Origin of the sequence: Parabacteroides acidifaciens, assembly GCF_003363715.1 — a bacterium.
GTDB lineage: Bacteria > Bacteroidota > Bacteroidia > Bacteroidales > Tannerellaceae > Parabacteroides > Parabacteroides acidifaciens.
Genome location: NZ_QREV01000044.1, coordinates 1 through 21,509 on the forward strand (window position 1 = coordinate 1; position 21,509 = coordinate 21,509).

Consider the following 21,509-nt stretch of genomic DNA (forward strand, 5'->3'; position numbering starts at 1 on the left):
GAGACGCCGCTTGTAAACGTAGGGAAGGAAGCTCCCGTTGATTCTGTTATTGAATCCGTGGAGACAGCATAAAAGTTATAAGTGCCTTTTGCCAGATAGATCGTATCGCTTGTTCCAATAGTCAGATCGCCATTGTCTCCTACTTTATATTCTTTATTTACAGGACTTGACACATTAGCAACAGTTGCATCCGATTTATAAACGTAGACTTTCGCCTTTACGTCCTTCCGCATCAGCGTAGTATTATCATCCGTCTTCGTCTGTACCAAATCAATCCCCCCGCTGAACGTGACGGGATATAAGGTATTATCGTCGTTCGTGTCCGGTATCTCGGTCGCTTCCTTGGTGCAGCTTGCGGCACAAAGGAGAAGGGCCGCAGTTAGTAAAATGTGATTTGTTTTCATGTTCGTTGTTGTTTTATTGATTGCTGTTAATAATTTATTTATTTGAGGGTATAAAATCCAAGTCGCCGCCGGGGACGTCCGTCCAGCCGGTAACGGTCGCTGTGATCGTGATCGACGGCTTTTCGCCCGATGGTTCGTCAGGATCAACAGGGTCGTCCGGGACAACAGGGGGCTTGACCGGGGGAACTGGGATGTCCGGATAGTCCGGGTCGTCAGGATCATCTGGATCATCTGGAACTGGCGGGTCCGGGTCGTCCGGATTATCCGGATTGATCGGAAGGTCGGGCGAGCCGACGATAATGTCGATATTATAGGCGACATTACCTTCCGAGCCGTCTCCGCTAAAATGGACGGCAAGGCCGGTGTACACCAAATCATGCTCCGGGTTGCCGTCTTTCGACAGGATGAGGTCTACCGTCAGCTCCGTACGGGGCTGCACCAACAGGTTGCCATTAAATGCACTGGACGCCGAAATTTCCATACCGCCTTCCGCTCCGGCTTCATAGAGCACCAGTTTCGGAGCATCCGCGCCGAACAGCAACTCACCGCTCGCCAGGTCGAGACGCGCCGTTTCCGAAGAGCCGTTAAGGCCGAGGGATTTCAGGTAGTAAGTCTCCGGGCGGTCTTCCGACAGATAGACCTTTATTTTTAGTAATGCCAATTGATGGCGGAACAAGAACGGCTCTGCTTGCTCCTCGAAAGGTTCTACAAGCGAACCGGACTGCGCTTTCGCCGTTATGACATCGGTCTGCCCATCCAGATAAAAGTCCACAAAACCGTCCGTCGCGGGAGCTTGCGGATAGTAACCGGTCAGATGTAACGCCGAACTGTCTGCCGGATAATAACGTTCCGGCACAAAACGGATTTCATGCCCGGTAGCGACAGCCTCCCATATCTCATCGTATTGCGCCGGACTATTCCCTTTGGCAATATAGAGGGCGGTACTGTCGAAACTTTCTATTATCGAACGGCTCATAAGTTGGGTGTGCAGGCGGATAGGGACTGCGGCCACCGGTAGATCGGGATCAGGGCCAGGCGGCGTGGGAGGACCCGGCGGTACAGGGTCGTCCGATTTGCAGCAGCTTAAAACAGAAAAGCTACCGATCGCCATTACATATAATAATATATCCCTAATTTTCGTCATATTCGTTTTTCTACTTTACCCCTTTGATTTTCATGTTTCATGCACCTTATTTATGAAATAAGGATATGGCTTTGTTCTTATTTATGAAATAAGAGAAAAAGAGAGAGCTAAGAGGTTTTCTTGCCTATAGCTAACAGCCTCCAATTGTCAGAATAGCTCATTTAAGAGTAGAAAAAGAGAAGACTCAAGATAGAAAGATTGAGTTGATTTTGTTAAAACTCATTAAGGACATGGCTATTCTAAGCCTCCCATGTACCTATACCTCGGTTTTCGGAAAAAGAAAGCCACAAATTCGACTTTTTTAGTATTATTCCAATCGAATAGTATGTTTTTTCATCAAATTACACGAATCTATTTGGTTTTCATTGTTTTTATTGTAATCTTTGCAGAAGATTTATTCTAAAAACGAAAATAAACAGACATAAAGCGCTGTAATATAGTATAAAACGACTTGATTTACCTTATTTCATAAATAAGGTTTCCTCCATTTTCCTACCAGTTTTTCGACCCTGTGTGACACTTTTTCATTCGCTTTAATGATCTCTTCCGGGGCAAGACGCGCCAGGTAATTACGGGTCATTTTCTCCGTCGTATGTCCCAATGCCTGACTGATCACACTGATCTCAACGTGGCATCTATAGGCTTCCGAGGCCCAGGTATGCCGGAACACGTAGCTGGTTAGCGGCACGGCAAGTCCCAACAGGCGACCGATCTCTTTCAGATGCCGGTTATGAAGGGCCAAAGCAGCTTTGTAGGTCTCGTGGCGGGCATCCGCAGGCAAGACGGGGAAAAGATACACCGAATCCGGACGGGCATACCGTTCGATCAGTTGCCGCATCCCCGTATTGATACCGATCTGGATCAGCACACCCGTTTTCCGCCGCCGGTAGACAAGCAGCCGCCCTCCGTCCTGGATATTCTCGCGTGTGAGGTGCACTAAGTCTGTAAACGGCATCCCGCAGGCCATAAAGCTGAACAGCGCCAGATCAACCGCCCCGGCCAGCTCCGGCTTTCCCCGCAGGTTCAGCCCGGCAATCCTCTCGACCACCTCGACCGGCACAGCCCGTTTTTTCGTCTCCTCCCGTTTCAGTCGCAGCCCCGCAAAAGGATTCTCCTTCCAGCGGCCACCCGCCTCCCGACAGGCAGCGTTATACATCGCCCGAAGGCTACTCATATAACTGTTCACCGTGTTCACCCGCAGCCCTTCCTTCCGAAGCGCCGCCCTGAACCCCGTAACCCTTGCCGCCGTCACCTCCTGCAACAGCAACCTCTCCTTCATGCAATACCGTCCAAACCGGTTCCGCACCGCCCTGTACAAGTCCGCCGTACTCTCAGCGCCCGCCTCCCGCTTGCGCCTTTCCAACACCCGCATACTTTCACTAAAATCACTTTTTCGCATAGGCCTTTATCTATCTGATTAAAAATGATAAAGGTACAACAGATGGGGAGGGGGAAATGACAATTAAAAATTGAGAAACATGAAGAAGGAAGTAACATTTATGACACTATAAATATTATGCCTTTCGTCTCACGAAACTTGCCCTGCCAGACCGGATTTGATCGCTTTAACAAGAGAAAGGTTATAAAAACAACTGCCGTGTGCACAAAAATTTCAGATAATCCGAATCGTTAATTTAATGACAAATATTAGATAATTCTTATAAGAATCAGAGAATAATTTCCATTTCAGAAATTATTCTCTGGTATTTTTATTATTTTTACACCGAAAACAATGTTATATACGATGGAAGAAAAAAAACTTAATCGCCTAAAGGTTATTCTTGCGGAAAAGAATCTTTCCAACAAGTGGTTGTCAGAGCAACTCGGTGTTGGGCAGGCTACAATATCCAAATGGGTGACGAATTCTTCTCAGCCCAATTTAGAAATGCTTCTCAGAATGTCTGAATGTCTTCAGGTATCACTCGAAGAATTAGTTCGCTTCGACGCATTGCCTAAAATTGAGAAAAAGAAAATTACATATAAAACGTGATAATATACAAAAGATGACAACAGTACATTCAATATACATTGGTGCTTCGCAGCATATGACTTCAACTGAAAATAATACCATAGATTTGGTCGTAACATCTCCACCATATCCAATGATTGAGATGTGGGATGAGATTATGGCTAAGCAGAATCCTGAGATTACCAATAACCTTGAGAGTAATCCTGAGATGGCATTTGAATTGATGCATCGGGAGTTAGATAAAGTTTGGAAAGAATGTTTTCGTGTATTGAAGACTGGAGGTTTTCTGTGCATTAATATAGGAGATGCCACGCGTACAATCAATGATAATTTCACACTTTACAACAACCATAGTCGTATATCAAAAGCTTGTATTGAGATAGGATTTGTTGGTTTGCCTAATATCATTTGGCGCAAGCAGACAAATGTTCCTAACAAGTTTATGGGTAGCGGTATGTTACCTTGTGGTGCATATGTAACTCTTGAGCACGAATGGATTCTTATTTTCCGTAAAGGTAGCAAGCGTGAATACAAAAAGGCTGATGCAAAGCTGAGCAGAATGAAGAGTTCTTTTTTCTGGGAGGAACGTAATGTGTGGTTCTCTGATATGTGGGAGATCAAGGGTACAAAGCAGAAGATTCAAAAAAAGACATCTCGTGAGCGAAGTGCTGCATACCCATTCGAGGTCCCTTATCGGCTGATTAATATGTTTTCGCAGAAGGGTGATATAGTAATGGATCCTTTCTTGGGGACAGGTACAACCATGCAAGCAGCTATGTTATTAGGACGAAATAGTTGTGGTTATGAAATTGACCCAAACTTTGAGACAATCATCCGAGAGGGAGTTGATTCCTTGGAGTTGGTCTTATGTAATAGTTTGATTAAGCAACGCTTTGACGCGCATAGAGAGTTTATCGTAAACAGACGATCATCTGGTAAGGAAATCAAACATTTCAACAACACATTGAATTGCGAGGTAATGACCAATCAGGAGAAAGAAATTGAACTGAATTATCTTGAAAGTATTCTATTGGATCAAGAAACCGGTAAGTATATTGTTACATATGAAGACCACTCAGATTTGAATGAACTCCCATTTAAAGACACGTTCTTCAAAGTAGCGAGATAATACGATGAGAACAAAGCATTTACTTATAAACGGCGATAGTCGTAAGATGCCACTGATTTCAAATGAGTCGGTTCAACTTATTGTAACTTCTCCACCTTATTGGCAATTGAAAGATTATGGTTCTGATAAACAGATTGGTTTTAACGATTCATATGAGGAATACATCAACAATTTAAATCTCGTTTGGAATGAATGTTTCCGGGTGTTAGAACCAGGATGCCGTCTGTGTATCAACATCGGCGATCAGTTTGCACGTTCTGCCTATTATAGTCGATATAAGGTAATTCCCATTCACTCGGAGATTATCAGATCCTGCGAAAAAATAGGATTTGACTATATGGGGAGTATCGTATGGCAGAAACCAACATCAATGCACACTACTGGAGGTGAAAAGGTTATGGGTAGCTTCCCTTATCCTCGTGGGGGTATTGTTAAAATAGATTTTGAGCACATTCTTCTTTTCAAGAAAATTGGTAAGGCTGCTCCTGTATCGAAAGAAAAAAGAGATGCATCTAAATTTACAATGAAAGAATGGAATGAATACTTCTCTTCACATTGGACTTTTGGAGGTGCAAGACAAGATAAGCATATTGCCGTTTTCCCAGAGGAATTACCCAAACGCCTTATCAGAATGTTTTCATTTGTTAGCGATACAGTTCTCGACCCTTTTATGGGAAGTGGTACAACAGCATTGGCTGCAAGAAATCTCGATAGGAATTCCATAGGTTATGAGATTAACAAGAATTTCCTTCAGTTCTATAAGGAGAAGGTTATGCTGTCGAGCGACAATGCTGACGCTGTATTCGACACCAAAGAAGATCATAATATTATCGACCTTCAATGTGCATTGGACAATCTTCCATATAGATTCGTGGACGTTCATAAGTTAGACAAGTTGATTGATGTTAAACAGAATAGCTATGGTAGTAAATTTGAAACAGATAAATCTGTGTTGACAAATAAGAGCGACTTGTTTGTTCCAAATACCGACAAGGAAGTTAAGGAAGTCGAAGAACCTATGGTGATGGTTAATCATGCGCGCAGGGAACTTCGTCTACTCATGATCGAAAAAGGAATCTGCTATCTGCGTGCAGGGAACACAAAAGGCTCTGTATTAGTTCAGGCTGGATTCGAACGTTTGCAATATGTATTGTTGCATACAGCAGGTTACGAGCCTCAGTTGTTCAAATTAAAGACAAAGGGCATGTTCCAAATATGGACAAAAGAGACACTTATTGAAAATGGCTTCAATCCTCAAAGTTCACCCTATTATGTGGTGCTCCATTTTGACAATCAGCATCCATTACTGATGAATAAAATGCCTGAACTTAAGGAAAACAAGAATACATATAAAGCTAAGATTAAGAAACTAAGTGAATTTGTGGAGTAAAAAAGGACAGGTGATTGAGCCTATCCTTTTCGCTTTACATTTTATTGAAAATCTTCTGGATTGTAGTCAAATATTATTGTCTTATTGCCTTTTTTGTATGATATTACAGCGCATTGCATTTCTTCGTTGTGAAGTCTTCCAGTCCTATCATATGTATCTGACTTAATTTGGACTGGATGATCATTTATGTAGCCATCAATACCTTGTCGTTCTTCCTCAGGTGAAGCTAACCGATAGTTTTGAGTGTTTATCTCTTCTGCTATTTTCTTAATGATGGCATTTTGGACCATTAACCCATCATAGGTCTTCGAAAACACAAAATCCTCTTCCCACTTTTGGATGTCTTCTTTAGTTACAGTATTGAGACTTTGTACCATCTTTTGGAACATATCCCATGCAGCATCAGTAGCCTTTTGTATGCCCTCTGGATATTTATTTTTATGCCAGTTTATCCAATCTTGATTTGTATATCCTGTAAGGGTCTCATCATCTCTGAAAGTTTTTATATCTTCAGAAACCTGTCCAACGTTGGCCGGTCTGGTTGCCTTTGAATAACCATTTGCAAGGTTGATAACTTGAGAAGAGTATTTTGGAAGCTGTATTTTCTGCGTACCATTAGCAAAAGACACATCATTAAACTTTATCTTTGACTTTACCATTTTATTAAAAATCATTTGGGTTATACTCAATACTTATGCCATCCTTCTTTTTGTCGTAATATACTATTGGTACATTGATAGTTTCAGAAAGGCGTGCTTCTAATTTATATGTAGCAGACTTAACCTGAAGTGGCTTGTCACCAATAAAGCCATCAATACCTTGAGCTTCTTCTTCAGGATCAGTCTCTCTCCAAGGCTTGTCTAACTGATTAGCTATCGCTGAAATAATAGCTGTCTGGAATTTCAAACCACAGAAGGTTTTGCCATAGATAAGATCTTTCACCCAATTCTCGACCATCTCTTTGGTGATAGTATTGAAAGCACCTTTCATAGTCTCATACATTGTCCATATCTTTTCAGTAGCATCATTAACAGCATCAGGGTATCTCTCTGTGTACCATTCAATCCACTCGTCAATAGTCCTACCGTCAAACTCTTTAACTAATTCTGACATCTGACCAACTACCTTAGGACGAGTACCACCAGCGTTACTATTTACCAAGTTAATAACCTGAGTCACATACTTTGGAAATTGATATTGAGGAGCATTTGACAACTCCGCAACCTCATCATTTGAAATCTTGAATTTCTTCATGAGATAATAGCGATTTATAATTATTAAAATAATTCTGTTACATGAACACCCAAACCGTTTGCAATTTTGTGGATGCACACAAGTGAAGGATTGCGTTCGAGTCTTTCCACCATACCTATATAGGTGCGGTGAAGCCCAGCTCTTTCCGCGAGTTTTTCTTGTGAAATTTTTTGCGCTTCTCTAAGTGTTCTGACTCTTTGAGCAAACTGCTTCAAATAATCGGTATCTTCAATATTTTGCATACAAATGTATAATAGTCTTTTGTATATAATATAAAGAGGCGTCAACACACAACTGTATGCAATTCGCCATAAACTCGCTATGCAACGTTAAACATTCACCTTTATTAGTGTAAAATAAGTAAAGTTTCATTCGGTTCTCATATCCCTTATAATTTCACCGTTTAATTTTCTTCTCCCTCCACGTAAATCCGATTGCGAGCCATAGCCGCCAATCCTCACATGAACTTGTATCGAATTACTGCTGACCAACATGAAAGCAGCACCAAATAGTTGGGTTTGTGCCGGAGTTTCCTTAATATGCCTTGCCATACAACTTTTCCACCTTTCTATTTAGTTTTACTATGTAAAGGTTAGATCTTTTCCTCTAATCTTCAAAACAATCTCTCAAAGAATGTTTTTTACAATAACCCCCATTTTTCTATTTCACCGTAAAAAAGGCACTGTTCCGGTTTGACATTTAGCTGCTGGAACAACGCTTTTTATGACATACGGACAAACGGGCTGCGCGGCTCGTTTTAATGGCAGGACAATTGTCAAGCCATAATATATTCTTGCTGACATTCCGATAAAGCTTAACTCCCGGAGAATCGAATATTTGAAACGACCAAGGGGAGGATATGGAAATATGGGAAGGAGCAGAAGTTGATTTCGGAAGGAGCCGGCACCTCATTTCCATGAAGCCGGACTTCATCGCGCTGACCCGGAACTTCGTTGCTCTGAAGTCTGACTTCATGGGTAACGAAGGTAAACTTCAGAGCGATGAACCGATACTTTAGGGGAATTTTCTGCGCACCTCGCGGCAATAGACTGGAAACTGACCTGTTTTTCACATCGGGCGCAAGCTTCGGTAAGGAACTTCACGGATGCCCTGCGAAGGGATTTCAAAACGTTTTTTACAATAAGCCCCCATTATTTTAATTACTTGTCATGCGCTTGATAATGCTGTATGCATTGATGATCCCCAGCTCGCCGGCTTTACTCAGGTCGGCGATACCGCGATTGGCATCTCCCTGTGACAAACGTGCCAAACCACGGTTGAAATAGGCTTCTGCAAATTCCGGATCACGTTGGATTGCCTCGCTGTAATCCTGGATGGCTGCCCGGAAGTCACGCTGCGCGCAACGCAGGTTTCCACGGTTGAAATAGGCATACACGAAACCGGGATTCAGCTTGATTACCATATCGTAATCCCTGGTAATCATTTCGTGTTCATAGGCGCGTTTATTATCTTTCAGCGAGATTGAAGACGGGTCGTTCGTAGACGGGGTACGGGGTGTCGTCGAGCTCTTACCCATATTCAGATTCATGCTCATGGTCGAAAAATCATCCTGTGAACTTGCTGCCTGGGACAGGTTATAATCGAGCTGCTTATAACGGACAACCGCCCGGTTGAAATAAGCCATGGCAAAGTCCGGATCCTGTTCGATCACCTTTGTATAGTCTTTCAGCGCTTCGGAAAAGTCCTGTACAAGCGTAAAGTCTAATGCACGGCCGAAATAGGCATCCACATCGTTCGGATTCTTGGCTATCTTGGCCGAGAAATTATCGATAGATGCAAAATGCACGGCTATCTGATCTTCCGTCAGGGCTGCCTCTTCATTCGTGATACGCAGTTTACGATCCAAAACCATACGGGCATTGTAAGCCTCTATCATCTTATCATAGTAAACCAGATTCTTTACCTGGTCTATCTTTTCGTAATAGGTCAGGACAAACATCGGTTCCAGGTCTACCCGTACGTTGCGGTCTTGTACGCGTCCGCGAATTTCGCTATGATATTTCGTTTTGCGTTCCTCCTCCTTATCATAAACGACGAGGCGGTTAAACTTGTCGATATTCTTATCCGATTGTTCGCGCGTATTCTCATCTTTACTGTCAGGCGCCGGATCAGCCGTTTTATTACCGGTATTTTTATTGCCGTTGGAAGCAACTGCATTTCCTCCTGCATTATTCTCATTTTTCTTCTGCTGCTCCAGGTTGTAGGCAGTCCAATAATCGCGATCGGCGCCAGCCTCGTCATGCATTTTCCGTTTCACTTCCGAACGGCTCATGTAGCCGGCTATGAAGTTCGGGTATTGTTGCAAAACGACATCGAAGTCCTTCACGGAGCCGGAATAGTCGCCCGTTTCATAACGGAGCAATGCCCGGTTATAATAAGCCATATAATTATCCGGTTCCATCTGGATCACCACATCGAAATCCTCGATAGCCCGGTTATTGTCTCCGATCTGGGCACGAAGCAATCCACGGTTGAACCGTGCAATCAGGTTATGGCTGTCGATGCTGACCACCTGGTCATAATCGGCCATTGCGCCACGCAGGTCTTTCAATTGGTAACGGACCAGACCTCTGTTAATATAGTAACCGCTCTCACGGGTATTCAGGCGGATTGCCTCATTCAGGTCGGCAAGCGCGTCTTTCAGGTTATTCATCTGATAAAGCAGGATGGCACGGTTGCCATAGGCGGGAGCATAGTAAGGGTCCATCTGGATCGCCTTGTCATAGTCGGCAAGCGCCTTTGCCGTATCGCCTTCCTCGGTGTACATGGCTCCGCGCGTCAAGTAGTTCATTGAATATTTAGGATGGGCAGCCATCAGCTCTTCAAAGGTTTTCTCAGCCGCCTTATAATCCTTCTTCTGGATATTGGCTACAGCCATATTGACCAGCATCTGGCGGTCTTCCGCCTTAAATTCCAGCCCTTTCTTGTAATCTTCTATCGCTTCGTCAAACTTCTCCTGGCTCTGGCGGGCAATGCCACGCGCATAATAGGCTTGTACCAGGAAGGGGTTTCGCTCGAGGCAAAGCGTACAGTCTTCCTCGGCTCCTTTGTAGTCGTCCAGGTTGATCTTCGCCACGGCGCGATAGAAATAGGGTTCTGCCAACCAGGGTTTCGACTTGATTACCTGATTGAAATATTGTATGGAAAGAACGTAGTCTTCAAAATACAACGCATTACGTCCGACAGTCAGCACACGATCTGTATTGATTTGCGCAAACATGACTAATGAACATAACTGAAATATAAGTAAGAGAATTGCTTTCTTCATCTATATTAATATTCAACATTGATCGCAGGCAAAAGTAAGTAAATAATCTTAGCCATTAAAACCTATACATAAAAAAAGCTTTCACAGACTGCAAAACAGTGTGAAAGCTTTCTATTATTTATAAAGCAATTTAATTACTTCGGCTCGATCTTCACCATCAAATGGTCTTTGGGGATCTTATCACCTTCCTGTACACCCAATTCGATAATCGTACCGGATATCGGAGCGACTACGCGGTTGTACATCTTCATCGCCTGGTGGATCAACAGCAACTGGCCGGCTTCAACCTCCTGCCCTTGCTGAACTTCCAGTTTGACGATCGTCCCGGGAAGATGAGAAATCACATCACCGATAAAGGGCTTGTGCCACATTTTACGGTTTTTATATTTTGTAGTCAGCGTCGTCTTATACTTACGGGCCGTTACTACAAAATCTACATATTCGTTATCTTTCTCTTTCTTTTCCATATTCAAAAGTTTTAACAGAGTCAATTAGAACGGAGGCAATCCGTGCTTCTTAGCCGGTCTGTATTCCTCTTTTAATATAGAAAGTTTAAGTGCATGGAGCAACAGCGAGCGTGTTTCCTTCGGCTCGATAACCGAATCGACAAAGCCTTTGGATGCTGCCACATACGGATTAGCGAACTTCTCGATATATTCTTTTACCTTTTCCTGGCGCATTGCGTTCTGGTCTTCCGCTTCCATGATCTCCTTACGGAAGATAATGTTGGCAGCACCTTCCGGTCCCATAACAGCGATTTCGGCACTCGGCCATGCGAACATGAAGTCTGCACCCAGATGGCGCGAGTTCATAGCGATGTAACCGCCACCGTAAGCCTTACGCAGGATAACCGTGATCTTGGGAACAGTCGCTTCGGAATAAGCATACAGCACTTTCGCACCGTGACGGATCACACCGGCATGCTCCTGGTCTACGCCCGGCAGGTAACCCGGCATATCTTCCAGCGTAATAATAGGAATATTGAAAGAGTCGCAGAAGCGGATAAAACGTGCAGCCTTATCAGCGCTGTCGCAATCCAACACACCGGCCAAAACCATCGGCTGGTTGGCTACGAAACCGACTGTCTCGCCTGCCATACGACCGAAACCGATCACAATGTTGGCAGCCCACAGCTCCTGAACTTCCAGGAAGTCGGAATCATCCACGATACATTTAATTACGTCGCGTACGTCGTACGGCTGTTTCGGATCTGCCGGAACCACCTCTTCGATGTTCAACATCGCTGTCGGTTCTTTCGGCTCGATCGCCTTAGCCTGCTGTTGGTTATTCCAGGGGATGAAGCTGACCAGACGTTTAACCTGTTCAAAACATTCCTGCTCGCTCTGTGCATAGAAATGAGCGTTACCGGTTGTTTCGGCATGTACACGAGCACCGCCCAAGTCCTCCATCGAGATGTCTTCGCCCAACACGGTCTTGATTACATTCGGACCGGTGATGAACATTTTGGAGATATTTTCAACTACAAACACGAAGTCTGTCAATGCAGGCGAGTAAACAGCACCACCGGCACACGGTCCGAGAATCAGAGAAATCTGCGGAATCACACCGGAAGCAATTGTATTGCGATAGAAGATTTCACCATAACCGGCCAATGCACCGACACCTTCCTGGATACGTGCACCACCCGAGTCGTTAATACCAATAATCGGACATTTCATCTTCAGGGCATGATCCATAATCTTTGTAATCTTACGGGCATGCTGCAAACCCAGCGAACCACCGGCAACCGTAAAGTCCTGTGCATAGATACAAACCGGAGCACCGAAAATCGTACCTGTACCTGTAACAACACCATCACCTGGTAAATCCTTCTTTTCCATACCGAAATCACGGCCATCGTGTTTCACGAAAAGGTCATATTCGTGGAAAGAATTTTTGTCCAACAAGGATAGGATACGATCACGGGCAGTCAATTTGCCCATTGCAATCTGCTTTTCGATAGCAGCCTCGCCTCCACCCATCTCAACGACGGCTTTCTTCTCCCTGAGGGCCTGAATGTTTTTACTTAAATCTGTCATAACTTATTAGTTAATAGAATTCTTATTATTTGCCAACCGCCTTTGCTTTATAAGAGCAACGGGCTGTTCCTTTAATAATACTGTTTAATTTGCTTTTATTCAATTGCCGGCGGATTCCGGAAATATTGTCGATGAAGACATGGCCTTCCAGGTGCTCACATTCATGCTGCACCACACGGGCGGCAAAGCCTTCCACCACTTCGTCGTGTTCTTTTAGGTCTTCGTCCAGATATTTCACACGCACTTTTGCCGAACGGGAGACTTTCTCGTGTACACCCGGCAAACTCAGACAGCCTTCTTCCAGTGAGATTTCCTCTTCACTGCGCTCTATAAAAACGGGATTAATCATGGCGCGCTTGAAACCTTTGCATTCCGGACAATCATCCCCCATCACATCGGCGTCGATCACCAAAAGACGCAATGACAAGCCTACCTGGGGAGCAGCCAGGCCCACACCGTCGGCGTTGTACATGGTTTCAAACATATTGGCTACCAATTGTTTCAGATCCGGATAGTCCATCGGAACATCTTCAGCCTCTTTTCTCAACACAGGCTGTCCATATAAATATACTGGTAAAATCATAAACTATAACTGATATTTTTTATTTTCCAAATATGACTGCAGGATGATAACAGCACTGATTTCGTCCACCAATCCCTTATCCTGCCTTTTCTTTTTCTTTAATCCGCCGTCTAACATTGCCTTATGTGCTAAAACGGATGTAAACCGTTCATCGTAATATTCTACCGGAATATCAGGGATTACTCGTTTCAGATGTGTAACAAACGCCTCCACATATTTCATATTCTCGGATGGTTCGTTATTCATCTGTTTCGGAAGCCCGACAACAAACCGTTCCACTTGTTCATGCGAAACATAATCGGTAAGAAACTTTGCAAGTTCACCGCTTGGTACGGTTGTCAGTCCGTTTGCAATCATCTGCAACGTATCTGTAACTGCCAGTCCGGTACGCTTCCGGCCATAATCTATTGCTACAATCCTTCCCATCGGGCACAAAGATAGCATAAATTCGGCTTTTTATTACACATATATGTAAAAAGTGTGCAATTTAATACTTAGTAGGCATTCTTTTCGCCCTTGAACATATTGAGGACTGTCACCACTATAATCTTAAGATCCAGGAAGAAAGACCAGTTTTCAATATACCAGACATCACGTTTGACGCGGCCTTCCATTTGTTCTAAATTTTTCGTTTCACCTCTGTAGCCGGTTACCTGCGCCCAACCGGTCACGCCCGGCTTTACCAGATGGCGCACCATATATTTATCGATCAGTGCCGAATATTGCTCGGTATGTTTCAGCATATGGGGACGTGGGCCTACAACCGACATTTCCCCCCGCAATACATTGATAAACTGGGGAAATTCATCCAGATTCGTCCGGCGAAGAAAATCGCCCACCCGTGTTTTACGCGGATCATCTTTTACCGCCTGGAGAGAGTCGGCCTGGGGATTTACCCTCATGGTACGGAATTTATAGCATTTGAAATCCTGCCCGTATAAGCCTGTTCTCTTCTGCTTGAACAAAACCGGACCCGGAGAACTCATCTTAATCAAAATACCGATTACGATATACAAGATCGGATAAATCGTAATTAAGACAAGCAACGAGAATACAATATCGAATGTCCGTTTCAATGCCCGGTTATAGGCTGCCTGCAAAGGCTCGCGACGAACCGTCAGCAAAGGAATCGATTCCAGCACCTCCATCACCAGACTCTTTTTCAGGTTTCGATAGAATTCCGGCACAATATAGAAACGGATCATATGTTTCTCCGCAAAGTTCAGCAAGCGTACGATCTTGGCATCATTCGTGCCCGGCAAAGTACAATAGATTTCATCCACCTCATTTTCCAGGACAAAGCTTTCCACTTCGTTCGTCATTCCCAGATAATTGGGCAACACTGATTTCAAAGACAAATTATCATCAAAGAAACCCAGGATATTGAAGCCGTATGACAGGTCGTCCTTCATGACCCTATAAAGTTCCATACCGTTCTTTCCGGCTCCGACAATGACAATTTTCTTAAAATTGTATCCTTTACGGCGATACATCTTCAAGGTTACGCGTACAATTACGCGCCACAAAGAAAATATAACGACGGTGACCGCATAATAAACCAACAGGAAAGTAGCCAGTACATCACCGATATTCAGAAAAATCAGGCAAGTAGCAAACAGGAATATCAGGATTGTAACCAACAGGAATGCCCTTTGCACAATCTTGTCGATGAAAACGACAGCCATATGTAACTGCAAAGGGACAAAATAAAGGGAAAAGAAGTAACAGAAATTCAACAAAAGCACCACCTCGCGCAAGCTTCCGGTGATAACAGATGTATATAAATTACCCAATCCATAGTAGACAATAAAGAAAAGAACATTCAGAACAATTAAATCCCCAACGCCTATCAACCATTGAATAAGATAACCATGTTTTTTATTTAACTCCATAACAACGCTCTAAGATCATGCAAAAATAAGCATTATTTCCGAGCAAAAAAAAGGCCGCACACGATAATGTGCAGCCTTTTCGGATATAATTCAAAATTAATTAATCATTTGCAGACATAATAACCACACGGTTCCAGTTGTTTTCGCTGTACGGCTGAACATCAGAACCCTTCCATTCGATTGTAATCTGGTTAGAAGAGATACCGTATTTTTCGATCAGCTCTTTCGCAACGGCTCTTGCACGTTTTTCAGAAAGCTGCAAGTTATAAGAACCTGTACCTGTTTTCTTATCAGCATAACCGATAACCTTGATAGGCACATTATTGTCTTTCATAAACTGTGCAGTATTGAAGATGCTAACCTGCTGGTTCTTGTCGATCTTAGCGCTATTCAGGCGGAAGTACACTACATTGTCTACATAGTTGTTAACAACATTAGTTACAACTTCTTCACATTCAGGACAAGAAACCGGACGTTTGCTCAACTCGTCGTTTTCAGCACGCAATTTGTTGATCTGGCCGTTCAGGTCGTTCAACAGAGCGTAATCCATCGGTTCCATTACTTCGAAATCAGTTTTACCCAGTTTGAAAGTCAAACCTGCACTCAACTGTCCGATACCGTCAGTCAGGTGATACATGGAAACACGGTTGAATTCTTCGTTCAGCAAAGAACCCTGAACTTCAACATTCAAATCAACACGTTTGCTCAAACGGAATGCAGTCAGGATACCGAAGTTAACCGTCGGAGATTCAGTTCTGGAAATGCCTCTGTTATCATCAGAATTTTTGAAACGCTGTGCATAACCAAGACCGACCCAAGGAATCAAACGGAATACTTTCTTTTCGTTATAAGGAGCCCAGAAATTTGTTACATCCCACAACAAATCAGCATGAGCAGCTGCATATTTATTGTGCTGCATAAATGTAGCACCTGTATTTTCAAAACCGTGCAATACACCACCATTCAATTGGAGACGCAATGCCAAATACGGATTGAACCATTTACCAACAGAGAACTGAGGTGCAAAATTCAAACGATTCTTGAAATCGGCTTCATTATTCTGGTCACCGAATAACACGCTTGCACCGCCTGCAATAGAAATAAACCAGTTGTCGCCGGCTTTGTTCTTCTTGAAGTTCGTTTTATAGCCTGCTTCATTACTAAATCCAACCTGCGGTTTGAATTCCTGTGCAGAAACAGAAAATACAAAACCACACAACAACGCCAATAGTAATACTTTCGTTTTCATATTTATCAACATTTTAATTAAACAATCAATTACCTATAAATCTTGCTCAAATATAGTGCAAAACTAATTCTTTTTCTTAAATATAACAAATAAAATATATAAAAGTTCCATCCTACTCGAAATAATTCAAGATTTTATAACCACCTTCTTTCAGATAAGATTCTTTCTTCATTAATTTAATATCGCTCTGCATCATATCTTTAACTAAAGCAGACAAATCATACTTCGGCTCCCATCCCAAACGTGTTCGTGCCTTAGTTGCATCTCCGATCAACAAGTCAACCTCTGTCGGACGAAAATATTGGGGGTCTACACCTACAACTTCGGCTCCAATCCGTTTCCTGAAATTATCAAGATAAGATTCACCTACTTTCTCAATAAACACTTTTTCGTCAATATAGTTTAATAAAGCGACCTCATTAACATCATTTCCTTTGAAAATTATGTCGACACCGATTTCAGCGAAGGCCATTTTCAGAAAATCGCGGATAGTAGTCGTTATCCCCGTTGCTATTACATAGTCCGAAGGTTCGTCCTGTTGCAGGATGGCATACATGGCGCGGACATAGTCTTTCGCATGTCCCCAGTCACGCTTGGACGAGAGATTTCCCATATAAACTTTCTGCTGCATTCCCAAAGCAATGCGGGAAACAGCCCGGGTTACCTTACGGGTCACAAACGTTTCGCCTCTCAAAGGTGATTCATGGTTGAACAGGATTCCGTTTGACGCATGCATCTTGTAAGCCTCACGATAGTTCACCGTTATCCAGTAACCGTATAATTTAGCAACGGCATACGGGCTTCTCGGATAGAAAGGAGTCGTTTCTTTCTGCGGAACTTCCTGTACCAGGCCATAAAGTTCGGAAGTTGAAGCCTGATAAATGCGCGTCTTAGGAATCAAATTCAGCAGACGCACAGCTTCAAGAATGCGCAAAACACCCAGGCCGTCGGCATTAGCCGTATATTCGGGAGTATCGAAACTCACTTTCACATGACTCATTGCTGCCAGATTATAAATTTCATCCGGTTGCGTCTCTCCGATGATACGGGTCAGGTTCAAACTGTCGGTCAGGTCACCATAATGTAAAATCAGATTACGGTTCTCCACATGCGGATCCTGATAAAGATGATCGATACGATCCGTATTAAACATGGATGAACGGCGCTTGATACCATGTACCGTATAACCTTTCTTTACCAAATACTCAGCTAAATAGGCACCATCCTGCCCTGTTATTCCCGTTATTAAAGCAACTTTGCCCATCTTATCTTTATTTTCAATTTTTAATTCTCAATTTTCAACGTACCAATTATAAAGACGTTCGACGCCTTCATCGATCTCTATCGTATGATGCCAACCCAAAGCATGCAGCTTCGTGACATCCGTCAGTTTGCGCATCGTCCCGTCCGGTTTGGCGGCATTAAACACGATATCACCGGAGAAACCGACCTTTTCACGAATCAGGAAAGCGACTTCTCGAATAGACAGTTCCTTTCCCGTACCTATATTAATATGCGTATTCCGGATATCTCCGGAAACAGGGCGGACATCGGCAAAGTCGACTTTCTCCATCACATAGACGGAAGCATCCGCCATTTCTTCGCTCCAAAGAAATTCACGGAGCGGCTTACCCGTCCCCCACAGTTCCACCTTTCCGGGATAAATACCGTATTTGGCAAGAACGTCCAACATCTCCTGTTCGGTCGCGCATCCCGATACATTTTCCACCGGACGCGCATCCAAATCCTTTCGGATGGCAGTCCAATTATTTTCGGACAGGCATTTCCCCAGATGTATTTTACGGATCATGGCAGGAAGCACATGCGAAGTTTCCAGATTGAAATTATCATTCGGACCATACAGGTTCGTGGGCATCACCGCAATATAGTTTGTTCCGTATTGCAAGTTATAACTTTCACACATCTTGATTCCGGCAATCTTGGCAATCGCATACGGCTCATTCGTATATTCGAGCGGCGAAGTCAGCAAACAATCTTCCGGCATAGGCTGCGGGGCATTTCCCGGATAAATACAAGTGCTGCCTAAAAAGAGCAATTTCTTTACATCATTAATATAGGAAGCATGAATCACATTATTTTGAATCATCAGGTTCTGGTAAATAAAATCCGCACGGTAGCGGCTGTTTGCCATGATTCCTCCTACATGGGCCGCCGAAAGGAAGACATATTCCGGCTTTTCGACAGCGAAGAAACCAGTCACCGCCTGCTGATCCGTCAAATCCAGTTCCGCATGCGTGCGAAGGACAAAGTTCGTATAACCTTTTGCCTTCAGATTCTTCAAAATGGCAGAGCCGACCAATCCCCGATGACCTGCCACAAAGATTTTGCTATCTTTATTCATTGTGTCCTTTTATCAAGTTCAACAGATATTGCCCATACTGATTCTTCAACATCGGAGCTGCAACCCGCTTCAACCGTTCAGCATCGATCCAGCCATTCCGGAATGCAATTTCTTCCAGGCAAGCGACTTTCAAACCTTGCCGCTTTTCGATCACTTCCACAAACGTAGAGGCCTCGGAAAGAGAATCGTGTGTACCGGTATCGAGCCAGGCGAATCCCCGTCCCAACAATTGAACTTTCAATTCTCCGTCTTTCAGGAATTCCTGGTTGACTGTCGTGATCTCCAGTTCCCCGCGAGCAGAAGGCTTTATTTGCTTAGCGACCTCCACAACCTTGTTCGGGTAAAAATAGAGTCCGACCACCGCATAATTCGATTTCGGGCAAGCCGGTTTTTCTTCAATACTCAACACGTTGCCCGCCTCGTCGAATTCGGCCACGCCATAGCGTTCCGGATCGTTGACGTAGTAACCGAAGACTGTTGCTTTTTGTTCGCCTTCCGCATTGCGGACGGCCTCTTTTAACATAGCCGTAAAGCTCTGTCCATAAAAGATATTGTCGCCCAAGACCAGGCAAACGGAGTCATTTCCAATAAACTCCTCTCCGATCAAAAAAGCTTGTGCCAATCCGTCCGGTGAAGGTTGTTCGGCATACTCAAAACGAACGCCGAAATCGGAACCGTCACCTAATAAACGACGGAAACCGGGAAGATCCTGCGGAGTGGAAATCACCAATATCTCACGTATGCCGGCCAGCATCAACACGGATACCGGATAATAAATCATCGGCTTATCGTAAATAGGCAACAACTGTTTCGAGACTCCTTTGGTGATCGGATAAAGACGTGTACCAGATCCTCCGGCTAAAACAATACCTTTCATATCAATATCTTAATTATATAGATGTACAAATTATATAACGGAGGGCAAATGTATTAAAAATAATTCACTTTACGGGCCCGGCGGAACTTTTCTTTCCAAAGGCTTGTTACAAATGTACATTTCAAAATAATATAAAACGAATTTGTTATGAAGACATTTATTGACACAATTAATTTCGGAGTAAAAAACTGGTGGGTCTCACTATTATTGGGCCTGCTCTATATCCTGATCGCAATCTGCCTGATGTTCACGCCACTGGCCAGTTATATTGCATTGAGTGTCCTGTTCAGCGTTTCCATGTTCGTCAGCGGCACACTGGAAATACTCTTTGCCATCACCAATAAGAAAAATATATCCAGCTGGGGATGGTATCTGGCAAGCGGTATTATCGACTTGATCTTAGGCATTTACCTGATGGCAAACGTCGGTCTGAGTATGGCCGTGCTTCCTTTCATCATTGCTTTCTGGCTGATGTTCCGGGGATTCGCTTCGACCGGTTACGCTATGGACCTGAAGCGTTACGGCACACGTAACTGGGGCTGGTATATGGCCTTTGGCGTCCTGGCAATCCTGTGTAGCATTGGCATCATCTGGCAACCTGGACTGGGCGCCCTATCGCTCGTTTACATGATCGCTTATACGTTGCTGATCATCGGTATTTTCCGCGTCATGCTCTCCTTCGAACTAAAGAGCCTGCACAAACGCAAAAAAGAATATTTAGAAGCACAAGATGCCGAAGAATAGTTTATCGGCCGGATTTCACGGTCACTAAGAAAATCACCGGATTGCTATCTTCCGTAAGGTTGTCGAGAACTTTGTCCCATTCAGCCTTACGGGACGGCAAACGGGGATTGTCAATTTCAAAATCCTTCCGGTGCTCCACCAAATAACCGGCATTCAAAGCATTCACAATCGTTCCTTCCGGACTGACCTGGAACGGGAAGATAATCAGGGACGGCCCTCCTGTCAGGTCATTTGTAAAACCGGCTTTTCCGTTTTTATCCACTGCATTCACAAATGAATGTTCCCCTTTGTCAAACACTCCCTGATAACTATTCTTTTCGTTTGTATAGGAAACCAATAAATAGTTATCCGTCTCAAAGATATTCTGAATCTGGATTCCTTTCATCCGGTTCCGCGGATCGATCTCCGCATTCTTTTTTCCATAATCGGCTTTCAGAAAACCACGGTCGAGAACATAAACAGGCACTTTCTTTTTAGGAGACTGAATCTGGTATATTTCATCCTGGAAAGAGCCTTTAAAGCAGACTTGCCCATTATACCTGTAAAAGAAATCGAACGACGACAAGTTAAGCGCCCCCCGTAACTTTTTATCTACCGGGGAAGCGATTTTCCCGATTATCTTTCCTTTCTGCAAATCGACTGTATAAAGCTGGTCTGCCTGATTCTCAGTTGTATAATTATAAGAATCGTTCGCATAAACCAACTGGGTATCGTTCAACAGGCAACAAGCCCCCACATTGTGGTTGTCCGCGGGCAACGTACGAAGGAAATTTCCTTCATAGTCATATTCGAGCATCGTTTTAAACTGCAACACATAAACCCGTTTCGTTGCCGGATTGACTGTGTACCGAAGTGAATTTGTATATTCTCCCGGCCCCTGTCCCTTACTTCCGATCTTATTCAGAAATTTGCCGGTCTTTCCATCGAAACGGTACAACAGGTCCGACGATACAAAAATCTGGCCATCCGCATACTGGATATAGCAGTCGCCTCCCAACAGGCAATCGTCTGTTGTTTCCAACGGAACAAAACGGATATCGGAAGCAATCTCACTTAAGTTGATTGTTTTCTCATTTTGAAGATTCTCTTTTACCGGAATAACGATTTGACCATCCACTTCCGACGCGAGAAACAAAACCATAAAGAAAAGGAAGACTGACTTTTTCATGATACTATAGATTTAG

22 protein-coding genes are annotated in these 21,509 nt (G+C 43.7%); 5 read left to right on the top strand and 17 right to left on the bottom strand.

From position 1 onward, the window contains the following. The 3 genes from DWU89_RS15365 to DWU89_RS15375 form a co-directional block, all read right to left on the bottom strand. The coding region (locus tag DWU89_RS15365; protein ID WP_147292126.1) for a hypothetical protein at positions 1-404 on the bottom strand (404 nt) is incomplete at its 3' end. A 34-nt stretch (positions 405-438) separates the two neighbouring features. Next, the gene (locus DWU89_RS20660; protein ID WP_158543394.1) at positions 439-1,548 is read right to left on the bottom strand and encodes a fimbrillin family protein; all 1,110 of its coding nucleotides are present in this window, start codon (positions 1,546-1,548) and stop codon (positions 439-441) included. Positions 1,549-2,014: 466 nt separating this feature from the next. Then, positions 2,015-2,947, bottom strand: coding sequence for a tyrosine-type recombinase/integrase (locus tag DWU89_RS15375; protein ID WP_187574943.1), 933 nt, complete (start codon positions 2,945-2,947; stop codon positions 2,015-2,017). Between the two features lie 345 nt (positions 2,948-3,292). Here DWU89_RS15375 and DWU89_RS15380 point away from each other — a divergent pair, with 345 nt between their 5' ends. Genes DWU89_RS15380 through DWU89_RS15390 form a run of 3 tightly spaced genes read left to right on the top strand, consistent with a single transcriptional unit; the run spans position 3,293 to position 6,036 of the window. Further along, positions 3,293-3,538 (top strand): helix-turn-helix transcriptional regulator, encoded by a 246-nt coding sequence (locus tag DWU89_RS15380; protein WP_115500520.1) that lies wholly within the window; start codon positions 3,293-3,295, stop codon positions 3,536-3,538. 13 nt (positions 3,539-3,551) lie between these two features. After that, positions 3,552-4,646, top strand: coding sequence for a DNA-methyltransferase (locus tag DWU89_RS15385; RefSeq protein ID WP_115500521.1), 1,095 nt, complete (start codon positions 3,552-3,554; stop codon positions 4,644-4,646). A gap of 4 nt (positions 4,647-4,650) precedes the next feature. Beyond that, the gene (locus DWU89_RS15390) at positions 4,651-6,036 is read left to right on the top strand and encodes a DNA-methyltransferase (protein WP_244205928.1); all 1,386 of its coding nucleotides are present in this window, start codon (positions 4,651-4,653) and stop codon (positions 6,034-6,036) included. 41 nt (positions 6,037-6,077) lie between these two features. Here the strand turns inward: DWU89_RS15390 and DWU89_RS15395 are convergent, their stop codons facing one another. Genes DWU89_RS15395 through DWU89_RS15405 form a run of 3 tightly spaced genes read right to left on the bottom strand, consistent with a single transcriptional unit; the run spans position 6,078 to position 7,532 of the window. Next, entirely contained in the window at positions 6,078-6,710 is a 633-nt protein-coding gene (locus DWU89_RS15395; protein ID WP_244205929.1) for an MjaI family restriction endonuclease, read from the bottom strand. Beyond that, a complete protein-coding gene (locus DWU89_RS15400) occupies positions 6,700-7,290 on the bottom strand; it encodes an MjaI family restriction endonuclease (RefSeq protein ID WP_115500523.1) in 591 nt (196 codons plus the stop codon). The genes DWU89_RS15395 and DWU89_RS15400 overlap by 11 nt, the downstream gene beginning before the upstream one ends. A 23-nt stretch (positions 7,291-7,313) precedes the next feature. After that, positions 7,314-7,532, bottom strand: coding sequence for a helix-turn-helix domain-containing protein (locus DWU89_RS15405; RefSeq protein WP_115500524.1), 219 nt, complete (start codon positions 7,530-7,532; stop codon positions 7,314-7,316). Between the two features lie 617 nt (positions 7,533-8,149). Between DWU89_RS15405 and DWU89_RS20665 the strand changes: the two genes are divergently transcribed. Further along, positions 8,150-8,308 carry a hypothetical protein gene (locus tag DWU89_RS20665; RefSeq protein WP_158543396.1) on the top strand — a complete coding sequence of 53 codons (159 nt, stop codon included), beginning with the start codon at positions 8,150-8,152 and terminating at the stop codon, positions 8,306-8,308. Positions 8,309-8,446: 138 nt separating this feature from the next. Here DWU89_RS20665 and DWU89_RS15415 read toward each other — a convergent pair whose 3' ends face one another. From DWU89_RS15415 to rfbA, 10 genes are all read right to left on the bottom strand, one after another. Next, positions 8,447-10,579 (bottom strand): tetratricopeptide repeat protein, encoded by a 2,133-nt coding sequence (locus DWU89_RS15415; RefSeq protein ID WP_115500526.1) that lies wholly within the window; start codon positions 10,577-10,579, stop codon positions 8,447-8,449. 134 nt (positions 10,580-10,713) lie between these two features. Continuing rightward, complete coding sequence (locus DWU89_RS15420; RefSeq protein WP_115500551.1) at positions 10,714-11,046, bottom strand: acetyl-CoA carboxylase biotin carboxyl carrier protein subunit; 333 nt, start codon at positions 11,044-11,046, stop codon at positions 10,714-10,716. Positions 11,047-11,070: 24 nt separating this feature from the next. Then, positions 11,071-12,618, bottom strand: coding sequence for an acyl-CoA carboxylase subunit beta (locus DWU89_RS15425; RefSeq protein WP_115500527.1), 1,548 nt, complete (start codon positions 12,616-12,618; stop codon positions 11,071-11,073). A gap of 25 nt (positions 12,619-12,643) precedes the next feature. Further along, a complete protein-coding gene (gene def / locus DWU89_RS15430) occupies positions 12,644-13,201 on the bottom strand; it encodes a peptide deformylase (RefSeq protein ID WP_115500528.1) in 558 nt (185 codons plus the stop codon). A gap of 3 nt (positions 13,202-13,204) precedes the next feature. After that, entirely contained in the window at positions 13,205-13,627 is a 423-nt protein-coding gene (gene ruvX, locus DWU89_RS15435; protein ID WP_167451702.1) for a Holliday junction resolvase RuvX, read from the bottom strand. A gap of 68 nt (positions 13,628-13,695) precedes the next feature. Further along, complete coding sequence (locus DWU89_RS15440) at positions 13,696-15,093, bottom strand: undecaprenyl-phosphate glucose phosphotransferase (protein WP_115500530.1); 1,398 nt, start codon at positions 15,091-15,093, stop codon at positions 13,696-13,698. Positions 15,094-15,193: 100 nt separating this feature from the next. Next, positions 15,194-16,342 (bottom strand): OmpA family protein, encoded by a 1,149-nt coding sequence (locus DWU89_RS15445; RefSeq protein ID WP_115500552.1) that lies wholly within the window; start codon positions 16,340-16,342, stop codon positions 15,194-15,196. Positions 16,343-16,454: 112 nt separating this feature from the next. Beyond that, positions 16,455-17,606 carry a GDP-mannose 4,6-dehydratase gene (gene gmd / locus DWU89_RS15450; RefSeq protein ID WP_115500531.1) on the bottom strand — a complete coding sequence of 384 codons (1,152 nt, stop codon included), beginning with the start codon at positions 17,604-17,606 and terminating at the stop codon, positions 16,455-16,457. A 27-nt stretch (positions 17,607-17,633) separates the two neighbouring features. Continuing rightward, positions 17,634-18,704 carry a GDP-L-fucose synthase family protein gene (locus tag DWU89_RS15455; protein WP_115500532.1) on the bottom strand — a complete coding sequence of 357 codons (1,071 nt, stop codon included), beginning with the start codon at positions 18,702-18,704 and terminating at the stop codon, positions 17,634-17,636. Continuing rightward, the gene (gene rfbA, locus DWU89_RS15460; protein ID WP_115500533.1) at positions 18,697-19,581 is read right to left on the bottom strand and encodes a glucose-1-phosphate thymidylyltransferase RfbA; all 885 of its coding nucleotides are present in this window, start codon (positions 19,579-19,581) and stop codon (positions 18,697-18,699) included. Before rfbA ends, DWU89_RS15455 begins: the two co-directional genes overlap by 8 nt. A 147-nt stretch (positions 19,582-19,728) precedes the next feature. On the opposite strand from rfbA, the gene DWU89_RS15465 reads away from it, so the two are divergent. Then, the gene (locus DWU89_RS15465) at positions 19,729-20,325 is read left to right on the top strand and encodes an HdeD family acid-resistance protein (protein WP_115500534.1); all 597 of its coding nucleotides are present in this window, start codon (positions 19,729-19,731) and stop codon (positions 20,323-20,325) included. Position 20,326: 1 nt separating this feature from the next. Here DWU89_RS15465 and DWU89_RS15470 read toward each other — a convergent pair whose 3' ends face one another. Then, positions 20,327-21,493, bottom strand: a complete 1,167-nt coding sequence (locus tag DWU89_RS15470; RefSeq protein WP_115500535.1) for a 6-bladed beta-propeller — start codon at positions 21,491-21,493, stop codon at positions 20,327-20,329. Positions 21,494-21,509 lie beyond the last annotated feature (16 nt).